Raw genomic sequence first — 11,752 nt, 5'->3', positions numbered from 1 at the left:
ATACAATCTTTTTCTTGTAAAATAAAGGAGAAGATTGAACAGAAGGGAGAACATACATGACAACAGCCAATCTAAGCTATCCAATAGGAGAATACCAGCCGAGGGAATCGGTATCAAAGGAGCAAAAAGTTGTATGGATTCAAGCTCTTGAAAAAGTGCCGGCCAAACTGAAGAAAGCCGTTGAAGGCATGACGGACAGCCAGCTTGACACACCGTACCGGGACGGGGGATGGACCGTTCGGCAAGTTGTTCACCATCTGGCTGACAGTCATATGAACAGCTATATTCGATTCAAGCTGAGCTTGACGGAAGAGACACCGGCCATCCGTCCATATGATGAAAAAGCGTGGTCGGAGCTAAAGGACCCGAAAACAGCTGATCCGAGCGGTTCACTCGCACTTTTGCAGGCGCTTCACGGGCGATGGGCGGCTCTTCTCCGCACCCTGACGGATCAGCAATTTCAATGTGGTTTTTATCACCCCGACACAAAAGAGGTCATGACCCTGGAGAACGCGCTCGGGCTGTATGTCTGGCACTCACATCATCATATCGCCCATATTACGGAGCTTTCCAAACGGATGGGGTGGTCTTAACGCTTTTGCCGGCGGAAAGCCGGAAGAGTGATAGCAGCAATCACCAGCAGTGAAATTACAGCCGCCGCCGCATATAAATGATCATAGCCGCTGGCGACACTCGCGTGAATGGCATCGCTTATCGCGGTTTTGACTTCAGGCACGGGAATGCGTTCGATTTGTGCTTGTAAAGCAGAAACATCAGAACTGTCGATCTTCGGAATCGCTTGCATCGCCGTTTCTGATTGTCCGCTATCCGATAAGCGGTTTTTGATTTCATCACCGATTTGGTCAAAACCGGCTGTGATAAAACCTGCATAAAGAGTAGGCGCCAATGTCAGTCCGATTTGCCTCACCAATGAAAGCGTGCCAAGCGCTGTGCCTTTATTCGTTTTCGCCGCCTCTGATACAAGGACGTTCAGCGGGGCGCCTAACAGAAAGCCAAAACCGATGCCTGCCGCCACACTAGCGATTACAAACTCCCATTTCTCCGTCACCCAAAGCGGAAATAAAGCAAATCCCGCACATGAAATGATTCCCGAAAGAATTACGGTTTTCACCGGACCTTTTTTGTCGGTGAGCGCTCCGCCGAGCCAAGCGCCGATTCCTGAAGCTAACGCAAGCGGTGTCATCCAATAGCCTGCTTTTGCAGCAGGGACACCCAAATACTGCTCAACATATGACGGGATAAAAATGACTGCCGCCAAGAGTCCGCCAGATAACAAACCGATAATAAGCGTGCGCTGAAACATGTGGTTGCGCAGCAGAGAATACGCCAAAATCGGATCGCCCCCGCGCATTTCAACCCGCCTTTCAAACAAGATAAGCCCTGCAAAACAAAGAATGCCAAAACCAATACATCCATAAACCTCTAAATCTCCCAAGCTGTTTAAGAGATTTGCCCCGTCAAGATTCGTCATGCCGTACATCACAGCTAAAATCGACAGGGATAGAAGGAGGATTCCCGCCGTATCAAGGCGTTTAGCTTCAGGCGCTTTTGTTTCTGCAATAAAACATGCACCGAAAACAACCAATAACACGGCAATCGGCAGATTAATCAAAAACAGCCAATGCCAAGATCCGGTCCAGTCAAGCAGAAAGCTTCCGATATTCGGTCCGAGCACAGCGGCCATCCCGTTCATCGCGCCAAGCAGCCCAAGCGCCTTCCCCTGTTTTTCTTTTGGAAGGGTAGCGAGAATGTGTGAGCTGCCGATAATGAAAATCCCGCCGCCCCCAAGCGCCTGAATCAGCCGTGAGATCAGAAAGAGCGGGAAGCTTTGGCTCAAAGCAACAAGCAAAGAACCAAGTCCGAACAGGCAAACCTCAATGAGAAAGAGTTTCTTTCTGCCGTAGCGATCGGAAAGCTTTCCGACGATTGGCACACTGACGCTAAGGCCGAGCGTATAAAGGGTAATGCCCCACGACCCCCAGGAAGGAGAAACGGCAAACGACTCGTTTATCGTTGTTAAAGCCGCCGAAATAATTCCGTTATCCAGCGCAGCCATAAACACACCGATGGTAAACAGGCTGATCGCCCACTTTTGGCTTTTCTGCTCTACCGATGCTTCAAACATATTCATCAACCCCTTTTTGTTCACTTCGAATATATTATTCATTCATAATGAACTAAATGTCAAATAAAAAAAGCCTGCTTCCGCGGTTTGCGGAGGACAGACTTAAAGATTTATTCTTTTTTCACTTTCTCCAACGCTTTTGAAAGGATAGAAAGCCCTTCGGAAACAGCCTGCTTTTCTTCAGGAGACAGCAGTTCCAGTGAACGCTTTAATTTCAGGTGGCCCTTTTCATAAAGACCACGAAAAATATTTTTTGCATTCTCAGTCAACTGAACAACCACTGAGCGGCGATCCTCTTCAGAATGTGAGCGTTTGACAAACCCTGATTTCTCAAGGCGGTCAAGCAGCCCTGTTGTATTGGACAGGGAAGCCCCCATTTTTTCAGCAATGTCGCTTACTTTCAGTGTTCCATGGTTGTTTAATAGCATCAGCACTTTCATTTGCGGCATGCTCATATCCAGCTTCATCCACTCGGACACGTCACCGAGCCCGGCAGAGGTTAAGACTTTCATATAAAGCACCCATATTTCCCGTTCCTCAGATGAAAGAATGTTTTCGTTTAATACCGTTGTATCGTGTAAATTATATTCCATTTCATCACTTCCTCATCATTCGCTCCTCTTACCATATTACTCGATTTTCACTCCCGAAAGAAAGTGAGCAGAAACCGCATGCGGGACTTTGTCCGAAAAATAACGGTAGTGTATAATGAGTTGGAGATTATTAGGGGGAGAAGAGTGAACTAGAATATGATTGGAGAGACCATTGCTGATTAAAAAGAATGCTTTATCAATTTTAAAAATTGTTTTTCCTATTGCGGTTTTACTATTTGTTATTTATCAATCGAAAAAAGAACTGACAAATCTATCATTCAAACGCACGCTTATGGTCATCAACGGGCTGGAACGTACGGACTTATTCATCCTTGTATTGATCGGCTTGCTGGCTGTTGCGGCCATGTCGCTGTATGATTATGTCCTGAAATACTCACTGCGCCTATCGATCACAAACGGAAAGGTATTCAGGGTTTCCTGGATCGCCAATTCATTTAATAATGTGCTCGGGTTCGGCGGTTTAGCCGGAGTCGGGTTAAGAATGATGTTTTATAAAGAGCATACGAAAGACCATAAGGCGCTCGTAAAAGGAATCGCCTGGCTTACATCCTCAATGCTTCTTGGGTTATCTGTTTTCAGCATTTTCGTCGCCGCACGAGTGCTGCCAGTGGATGAAGTGATTCATGAAAAGCCTTGGCTGTGGGCTGTCGTTATCGGTTTCGCGCTGTTATTGCCGCTATCACTAGCGGTTTCTAAAATAAAAGGCCGTAAAGCCGGAGACGAAGAAAATGCGGACAAAGTGAAAAATCCAATTTTCGCTTATATCGGCGCTTCCGTTGCCGAATGGTTAATGGCTGGGAGCGTCATCTATCTGTCTTTGTTCGCCATGGGTATTCATGCTGATATCCGGTATGTGTTCGGGGTATTCGTCATTGCGGCGATCGGAGGGATGATCAGTCTCGTGCCGGGCGGCTTCGGCTCATTTGATCTTTTGTTTTTGCTCGGGATGGAGCAGCTTGGCTATCATCAGGAGGCCATTGTGACATCTATTCTCTTGTACAGGATCGTCTATTCATTTATCCCATTCGGTCTGGGATTGTTCTTTGCTGCCGGCGACCTGACCGAAAACACAATGAGACGGCTCGAAACGAATCCGCGCATCGCACCGGCAATTGAGACGACAAACGTTTTGCTTGTCGTCCAGCGGGCGATATTACTGAGAATTTTGCAGGGCTCACTTTCCCTTATTGTGTTTGTTGCCGGGCTGATTGTCCTGGCTTCAGTATCTCTGCCGATTGACAGGCTGACCGTTATCCCGCACATTCCGCGCCCGGCCCTTTTGCTGTTCAACGGCCTGTCCTTAAGCTCAGCGCTCATATTGCTGATTTTGCCGATAGAGCTTTATAAACGGACAAAACGCTCCTATACGATGGCGATTACAGCGCTTGTCGGCGGTTTTGTGTTCAGCTTCTTAAAAGGACTCAACATCAGTGCGATATTCGTACTGCCGGTGATTATTGTATTGCTTGTGCTATTGAAAAAACAATTTGTTCGAGAACAGGCATCCTATACGCTCGGACAAATGATTTTCGCTGCAGCGCTTTTCACTGTGGCGCTCTTTAATTATAACGTCATTGCAGGTTTCATTTGGGAACATATGAAGAAGGTGATGCGCCACGAATATTTCGTCCACAGCACCTCGCATATTACCTATGCAACCATCATGGCGATCATCATTGTGCCGCTGTTCTTCTTTTTATTTACAGTGGTGTATCATAAAAAGACAAAACCAATCGGGGAAAAAGCTGATCCCGATCGCCTTGCTTTATTTTTAAATCAAAATGGCGGGAACGCGCTGAGCCACCTCGGCTATCTTGGAGATAAGCGGTTTTATTTTTCAAGTGATGGGAATGCACTGCTTCTGTTTGGGAAAATCGCCAGAAGGCTGGTCGTGCTCGGCGATCCGTCAGGCCGAAGAGAATCGTTCCCGCTCGTACTGGAAGAATTTCTGAACGAAGCGCATCAGAAAGGATTCAGTGTTCTGTTCTATCAAATTGAACGAGAGGACATGGCGCTGTATCACGATTTCGGCTATAACTTCTTTAAACTGGGCGAGGAAGCCTATGTGGATTTAAATACATTTACCTTGACCGGGAAGAAAAAAGCCGGTCTTCGAGCAATCAATAACCGCTTTGAGCGGGAGGGATATACCTTCCATATCGATCATCCCCCATTTTCTGATGCGTTTTTGGAGGAACTGAAACAAATCTCGGATGAATGGCTCGGCTTGAAAAAGGAGAAGGGGTTCTCGCTCGGATTTTTTGATCCTTCATATTTACAGAAAGCGCCGATCGCCTACATGAAAAATGCAGAAGGAGAGATCGTTGCCTTCGCAAATGTCATGCCGATGTATCAGGAAGGGGAAATCTCAGTCGATCTGATGCGCTACCGCGATGACGCCCCGAACGGCATTATGGACGCATTGTTCATCCGCATGTTTTTATGGGCGAAGGAGGAAGGCTGCACGTCGTTTAACATGGGAATGGCACCCTTGGCCAATGTCGGCACCGCCTTTACATCCTTCTGGTCAGAAAGATTTGCCGCTGTCATTTTTAATAATGTCAGATACATGTACAGTTTCAGCGGGCTCAGGGCCTTTAAAGAAAAATATAAACCGGAGTGGCGCGGCAAATATTTGGCGTACCGGAAAAACAGATCTCTTTCTGTCACGATGTTCCTCGTTACGCGGCTGATCGGTAAAAGCAAAAAAGACTCCGTCTAACCAGACGGAGTCCTTTTTTATTTCGCCTTTAAGAAATAGGTTTCAATATCATCAAGCAGATAGTTTGCCGCTTTAATTCCGCCTGCGGTTGTCCATACGACGTCATCGACTTCATGGGCGTTACCTGACTTCACGGCCTTCAGGTTTTTCCATAGTGAACTGCTCGTCCACTGACTGGCCCATTTTTCATTTTCTTTTGCGTTATCGGCTTTATACGTGAAATAAAACAGCACATCGGCATCCATATCAGGAATGGACTCTTTACTGTCTGTTGAGAACGTAAATTGATCTTTCTGTTTCTTAAACAGCTCCACCTGTTTTTCAGGGCGTTTGAATCCAAGCTGGTCTAAAATAATCCCAGAAAATGAATCGGTATAATAAATTCTTGACTCGCCGGATAAAAAGCGTACGACAGAAACTGTTTTGTTTGTCTGATCGCCAAGCTTGTCTTTCAAATCAGAAACGCGTTTATCAAAATCGGCAATGACTTCCTTGCCTTTATCCGCCTTATTCACCGCGTTGGCGTATAGAGTCAGGTTATCCTTCCAGTTCCCAGCCAAAGATTCAGCGAAAACGGTCGGCGCAATCGCATTTAACTGATCATAAATTTTTTCCTGGCGCACTTTGTTGCCAATAATCAAATCAGGCTTTAATTCTGCGATCGCTTCCACATTCGGTTCCGTTTCAAGACCGACGTTTTTAACACCTTTCATGTCATCTTTCAGATAGTCATACCACGGGTCGCCCTTCCATGACTTTACGGCTCCGACCGGCTTAATGCCAAGCGCTAAGAGCGCCTCTGTTCCTTCATTTGTTAAAACAACAATCCGTTTTGGATTGGCGGGAATGTTGTCTGATGTCCCCATTGCATGTTTGACTGTTCTTGTTTTGCTGCTTGACCCCTCGCTGTTGCTTGAACTTTCTGAACCATTACAGGCAGAAAGTACCATAACGGCCATTAAAATTACGAATAGCATGCTGATATGCTTTTTCATCTTTTTCCTCCCAATATTGAAATTCATTATCATTTAGATCATAATAAGCTAGTGTTAAGAGTGTCAATCCCTAATTGAGGATTATTCTCAAAAACAAACATGACATAGTAAATAACTAGGAGAATTAGATCATGATCTGCAAAAAGGCATCTTCAAAATGGATTGTGTTAGTATGTCTGATTTTGACTTTACTGGCGGCTGTCTGTGCAAGCGTTGTTTACGGCTATACAGGTACGTCATGGGGACAGGTCTATCAGGCGTTTACTTCTTTCAACGGTACAAATGAACATGTCATCATCAAAGACGTCAGACTCCCGCGTGCAGTGGTTGCCACAGTTGTCGGCGCCTCGCTTGCAGCCGCAGGCGTTCTCATGCAGGCGCTCACAAAAAATCCGCTCGCGTCACCGGGGATTTTCGGAGTTAACGCCGGTGCCGGCTTTTTTATTGTTGCCGGATCGTTTTTTCTGCATATTCAATCACCTCAGGCGCTAGTATGGAGCTCTTTTCTCGGTGCAACATTTACCGCTGCGATCGTCTATGCCGCAGGATCGCTTGGAAGGGAAGGGCTGACGCCAATCAAATTGACGCTGGCGGGGGCTGCCATGGCGGCCATGTTTTCTTCTCTGACACAAGGCTTGCTTTCTGTCAATGAACTCGAGCTCGCTCAGGTGCTTTTTTGGCTGACCGGCTCTGTGCAGGGCAGGAGTCTGGATCTGCTGATGACAATGCTTCCATATGCAGCCGCAGCGCTTGTGATCAGCTTTTTTCTTGGCCAGAAAATGAATCTCCTCGTTATGGGAGAAGATGTGGCAAAAGGACTCGGCCAAAAAACGGGCCTGCTGAAATTTGTGATGGCGCTTTGTGTTGTCTTACTTGCCGGATCTGCTGTGGCCATTGCCGGGCCGATTTCCTTTATCGGCATCATTATTCCGCATTTTGCGCGGTTTATCGTCGGCAATGATTATCGCTGGATTCTGCCGTTTTCCGCTGTTTTGGGTGCGGTTTTGCTTGTTGCCGCGGATATCGGGGCCCGATATATCATTATGCCTCAGGAAGTTCCTGTCGGGGTCATGACAGCCATCATCGGTATGCCTGTGTTTGTATACATCGCAAGAAGGGGGGCAAAACTATGAAACTTCGTTTTGGCGTTACCGCGGCTGAAAAGAAAGCATGGACCGTCTTTTTCGTTTTACTGGGATTAACAGCGGCTGTACTGATCATTAGCGCTGGTCTCGGACAAAGGTTTATTCCTCCCTGGGATGTGGCAAAAACATTTTTTGGTGCAGGCTCCAAGCTGGATGAACTGATGATCATGTCATTCCGCCTGCCAAGAATTTTAACCGCTTTATGCGCCGGCGTTTGCTTGGCGGCGGCAGGCGCGATATTGCAGGGGCTCGTCAGAAACCCTCTCGCATCTCCGGATATTATCGGAATAACGGGGGGAGCGGCGGTAGCAGTCGTGCTTGTGATGATGTTCTTTTCAGACCGCAGCAGTTCACTTACAATCAGTCTGTCATGGCTTCCGGCGGCTGCATTTATCGGTGCCTCAGCTGTTGGGCTCATCGTCTATTTACTGGCATACAAAAATGGCGCCTCCACATTTCGGCTGGTGCTTATCGGGATCGGATTTTCAATGTCGGCACAAGCGCTGACCACCCTGCTGATGATCAAAGGCCCAATTTACCGAGCATCACAAGCCAATGTGTATATCACTGGATCAGTTTATGGATCAAACTGGCAGCATGTAAAAATAGCAATTATCTTATCTGTCATTCTCATTTTTATTTGTTTTATCGCGCTGAAAAATATGAATATACAGGTGCTGGGGGAAGATATTGCGGCGGGTGCGGGAAGCGCTGTGCAGCGAAATCGCTTTTTCTTGCTCCTTTTGAGTACGGCTCTTACGGGCTGTGCGGTTTCGATTGCCGGCACAATCGGCTTTGTCGGACTGATGGCGCCCCATATTGCAAGACGCCTCGTCGGCTCTTCTTATGGGGCGCTGCTCCCGGCGTCGGCACTCATCGGGGCGTTGCTCGTCCTAACAGCTGACATCGTCGGCAGAACCTTATTTGCTCCGGTGGAAGTGCCAGCCGGTGTTTTTACAGCCGCTATCGGTGCCCCTTATTTTATTTATTTGCTCTATAAAACGAGAAACACTTGATAGCTACGCCCATTTTCAAAAGAAAATGGGTTTTTTTGATAATGACTGAAAATTCATAATCATTTTTTGCTATACTGACAGAGACATTGATAAAGAAAGGGCGGCAGACAAGTGAAAGAAATAGAGGTATTAAAATATGAAGCATTTACAAGCAGTCCCGGCAAAGGAAATCCCGCAGGCGTTGTATTGGAGGGAGACCACTACACTGACGAAGAGATGCAGATCATAGCTGAGCGTGCCGGATATTCAGAAACCTCCTTTATCCGGAAAAGCGAGCCGGCTGATCTTGAACTCCGTTACTTTACCCCTGGACACGAAATGAACTTGTGCGGTCATGCAACAGTTGCTTCTCTTTACGCACTATGTGAAAAAGGAATGCTGGAGAGCGGTAAAACGTACAGTATCCAGACAAAAGCCGGTATCCTGCCTGTGAAGACTTCTGAAAAAGAAGGCCGCATTCATATCACGCTTGAACAGGCATCTCCGCAATTCAAACCATTTACAGGCAATCGGGAAAAACTTGCGGGCGCGCTAGGAATCTCTGAAGAAGATTTTCATGAAGACCTTCCGATTGTGTATGGCAGCACTGGCATATGGACAGCCATCGTTCCGCTTAAATCATTAGAGGCCTCCAAAAAAATGGTGCCTGATAACAAACAATTTCCGGAAGTATTAGTTGATCTGCCAAACGCTTCAGTCCACCCGTTTACCTTTGAAACCATTCATCCCGACAGCGACTTGCACGGACGCCACTTTTCATCCCCGTATTCGGGAACGATAGAAGATCCCGTGACGGGCACGGCATCCGGCGTGATGGGGGCTTATATGAAACAGTACGGCAATGCCGAGCAGCGAGAATTTATCATTGAACAAGGGCAGGAAATAGGAAAAGACGGGAAAGTGGAAATCGAAATGAACGAAGACGGCGGCCATGTGAAAGTGAATATGACAGGAACGGCTGTTTACTCAGAAACCCGTATTCTAAAAATCTAATACGGATGATGGTTTACAAAAAGATGCACTATCCGTTATTATTATGAATGATAATCATTTTCAATTGCTTAGGAAGGTGAGACGGTATGCCTCAAACCGAACAGATACATCAACATTCAGCACTGCAGGACATCATACGCAGCAGAAGATCGATTCGAAAATTCAAACAAGAGCCAGTACCTTCAGCAGATATTCTTGACATGCTTGAAACGGCGAAATATGCGCCAAATCACAGAGTGACAGAGCCATGGAGATTTATTTACGTTTCTAGTGAGACGGGAAAAGCAAACCTGATCAATACATTTGCAGCATTCTCTAAGAAATCCAAGCCGGATATAACAGAGGAAAAACTTCAAAATTTCAAAAACACACTTGGACGCGTACCGGGATTTCTGCTCGTCGTGTTTCAAGAAGATGAAAACGAAAGAGCGCGAGACGATGATTTTGCGGCAACCAGCTCATTGATTCAAAATCTTCAGCTTCTTGCTTGGGAAAAAGGAATCGGCATGGTTTGGAAAAGCGGAAAAATCCTTTACGACAAAGAGGTGCATCAGGCCTTTGGTTTACAGGATGATGAACGATTCGCCGCCATCATACAAACGGGCTATCCTGACGAAGCGCCGGAAGTGAAAAAACGCACGCCGATCCGTGAACGGTTCACCGACATGTAAAAAACCCCCTGTCTCAAACGGAGACAAGGGGTTTTTCGTTAACGAGTTTTCTTTTTCGCTCTGTTGTCTGCTGCTTTCGCACGCTCTTGCGCTTCGCGGTCATCCGCATCAGCAAGCTCGCTTGAATATTCTTCGTAAACACCGTCAGTTTCCCTTTTTAATGCGTCGGGAACTTGAGGAAGTTTTTGTTTGTTTTTATCACGGTTTTTGTGAATATGATTTCTGCCCATATCAAATTCCCCCTAAAAAGTGATATCAAACAAACATAGTATCTGGCATAAAGGGGCTATGTATTCCTACTTGCGCTTAGCAGCTTTTTCCGCTTTTTTAAATTCGCCTGAATAAAGAACTTCCTGCATTTTTTTCAGGTTAGCGCCTTGCTGATGCTTCTCCCTCTTCTTTTCCATAAAAGGACCTCCTTCAACCATGTTATTCTTAAGGTTGACGCTTCTTTCCGTTTTTATACAGTCTTTCGGACCGTTATCAGCTGTGAGAGTGCCAATTCAAGGTCTGAATATGTAAAACGAAACCCGGAGGTCATTGCTTTTTTAGGCAGGGCACGCTGTCCTTTTACAATCAGAAGACTCATTTCACCCAATGTCTTTGATAAAAAGAATTCCGGGACAGGGAGCCAGTGCGGTCGGTGCTTTACCCGCGCAATCGTTTTTCCGAATTGCTTCATTTCCACAGGGTTTGGCGCGGTGACATTCATGGGTCCTGAGATGCCGGTGTTTTCCATCGCATATCGAATCATCTGAGCCGCGTCCTCGACGTGAATCCATGACAGCCACTGTCTGCCCGTTCCGATCGTTCCGCCGGCCAGAAGCTTATAGGGAAGAACCATGAGCGGGAGAGCGCCTTTTTCCCCAAGCATCACGCCAAATCTCGCATAAACCGTCCGGATGCCCATCGCCTCAATTTTCTGTCCTTCCTTTTCCCACAAATGGGCAGTATGGCTAAGAAAGTCCTCATCTGACGTTGCAGAATCCTCTGTGAAAGTTTTCTCAAGACTTGTGCCGTAAATGCCCACGGCACTCGCTTGGATCAGCGCCTTCGGTTTTTCCTTCTGTTTATGAATAAGCCGTTGCACTTCACGGGTCGCATTAATACGGCTGGAGAGGATTTGCTGCTTCGTTTTTTCTGTCCAGCGGCCAAAAATCGATTGTCCCGCAAGATTTACCCAGACATCAATATGAGGAAGTTCCCGTTCTGGTGCGGCTCCTTCTGTCAGCCATTGAACATATGTCATATTTTTTTGTTCAGTTTCCCTTGCGTTTCTTGATAAAATATAAACATGGTGTCCCTGACGGGTAAGAATGCCTGTCAGATGCTGGCCGAGAAAACCGGTTCCGCCTGTCATTGCGATATTCATAAACATCTCTCCTCATCGTTCTAATAACCATACTTTACCTCACTTTCATAAAAGAAAACGCGTTTCAGGCCTGAGAAG

General features: G+C 46.6%; 12 protein-coding genes. 6 read left to right on the top strand and 6 right to left on the bottom strand.

Annotated features, from left to right (window positions below; all coding sequences use genetic code 11):
• Window positions 1-56 precede the first annotated feature (56 nt).
• Entirely contained in the window at window positions 57-593 is a 537-nt protein-coding gene (bstA, locus tag V6D41_RS14410; protein WP_333518657.1) for a bacillithiol transferase BstA, read from the top strand.
• Here bstA and V6D41_RS14405 read toward each other — a convergent pair.
• Both V6D41_RS14405 and V6D41_RS14400 read right to left on the bottom strand, forming a co-directional pair.
• Window positions 590-2,146, bottom strand: coding sequence for an MFS transporter (locus tag V6D41_RS14405; protein ID WP_333518656.1), 1,557 nt, complete (start codon window positions 2,144-2,146; stop codon window positions 590-592). The genes bstA and V6D41_RS14405 overlap by 4 nt on opposite strands.
• Before the next feature lie 110 nt (window positions 2,147-2,256).
• Window positions 2,257-2,739, bottom strand: coding sequence for a MarR family transcriptional regulator (locus V6D41_RS14400; protein WP_289346722.1), 483 nt, complete (start codon window positions 2,737-2,739; stop codon window positions 2,257-2,259).
• 172 nt (window positions 2,740-2,911) lie between these two features.
• Here V6D41_RS14400 and mprF point away from each other — a divergent pair, with 172 nt between their 5' ends.
• Window positions 2,912-5,482, top strand: a complete 2,571-nt coding sequence (gene mprF, locus V6D41_RS14395; protein ID WP_333518655.1) for a bifunctional lysylphosphatidylglycerol flippase/synthetase MprF — start codon at window positions 2,912-2,914, stop codon at window positions 5,480-5,482.
• A 17-nt stretch (window positions 5,483-5,499) separates the two neighbouring features.
• Here mprF and V6D41_RS14390 read toward each other — a convergent pair whose 3' ends face one another.
• Window positions 5,500-6,477, bottom strand: a complete 978-nt coding sequence (locus V6D41_RS14390) for an ABC transporter substrate-binding protein (RefSeq protein WP_333518654.1) — start codon at window positions 6,475-6,477, stop codon at window positions 5,500-5,502.
• A 131-nt stretch (window positions 6,478-6,608) separates the two neighbouring features.
• Between V6D41_RS14390 and V6D41_RS14385 the strand changes: the two genes are divergently transcribed.
• The 4 genes from V6D41_RS14385 (at window position 6,609) to V6D41_RS14370 (ending at window position 10,302) form a co-directional block, all read left to right on the top strand.
• On the top strand, window positions 6,609-7,610 hold the full coding sequence (locus tag V6D41_RS14385; RefSeq protein ID WP_148963655.1) for a FecCD family ABC transporter permease: 1,002 nt from the start codon (window positions 6,609-6,611) through the stop codon (window positions 7,608-7,610).
• Window positions 7,607-8,638 (top strand): FecCD family ABC transporter permease, encoded by a 1,032-nt coding sequence (locus tag V6D41_RS14380; protein WP_333518653.1) that lies wholly within the window; start codon window positions 7,607-7,609, stop codon window positions 8,636-8,638. Before V6D41_RS14385 ends, V6D41_RS14380 begins: the two co-directional genes overlap by 4 nt.
• A 111-nt stretch (window positions 8,639-8,749) precedes the next feature.
• A complete protein-coding gene (locus V6D41_RS14375; RefSeq protein ID WP_333518652.1) occupies window positions 8,750-9,631 on the top strand; it encodes a PhzF family phenazine biosynthesis isomerase in 882 nt (293 codons plus the stop codon).
• An 86-nt stretch (window positions 9,632-9,717) separates the two neighbouring features.
• Window positions 9,718-10,302, top strand: a complete 585-nt coding sequence (locus V6D41_RS14370; protein WP_333518651.1) for a nitroreductase family protein — start codon at window positions 9,718-9,720, stop codon at window positions 10,300-10,302.
• Between the two features lie 38 nt (window positions 10,303-10,340).
• On the opposite strand, the gene V6D41_RS14365 is transcribed toward V6D41_RS14370, so the two are convergent.
• The 3 genes from V6D41_RS14365 to V6D41_RS14355 all read right to left on the bottom strand — a co-directional run bounded on the left by V6D41_RS14365 (window position 10,341) and on the right by V6D41_RS14355 (window position 11,674).
• Complete coding sequence (locus V6D41_RS14365) at window positions 10,341-10,532, bottom strand: YfhD family protein (protein ID WP_148963659.1); 192 nt, start codon at window positions 10,530-10,532, stop codon at window positions 10,341-10,343.
• Window positions 10,533-10,598: 66 nt separating this feature from the next.
• Entirely contained in the window at window positions 10,599-10,709 is a 111-nt protein-coding gene (locus V6D41_RS14360; protein ID WP_003223230.1) for a YfhE family protein, read from the bottom strand.
• 53 nt (window positions 10,710-10,762) lie between these two features.
• Window positions 10,763-11,674 (bottom strand): TIGR01777 family oxidoreductase, encoded by a 912-nt coding sequence (locus tag V6D41_RS14355; protein ID WP_333518650.1) that lies wholly within the window; start codon window positions 11,672-11,674, stop codon window positions 10,763-10,765.
• Window positions 11,675-11,752: the final 78 nt, after the last annotated feature.

The sequence above is a fragment of the Bacillus sp. 0102A genome, from assembly GCF_036765155.1.
In the GTDB taxonomy this organism is placed as follows: Bacteria; Bacillota; Bacilli; order Bacillales; family Bacillaceae; genus Bacillus; species Bacillus subtilis_G.
The sequence above is the reverse complement of the archived record's forward strand: the minus strand, read 5'-3'. Positions and strand labels throughout refer to the sequence as shown.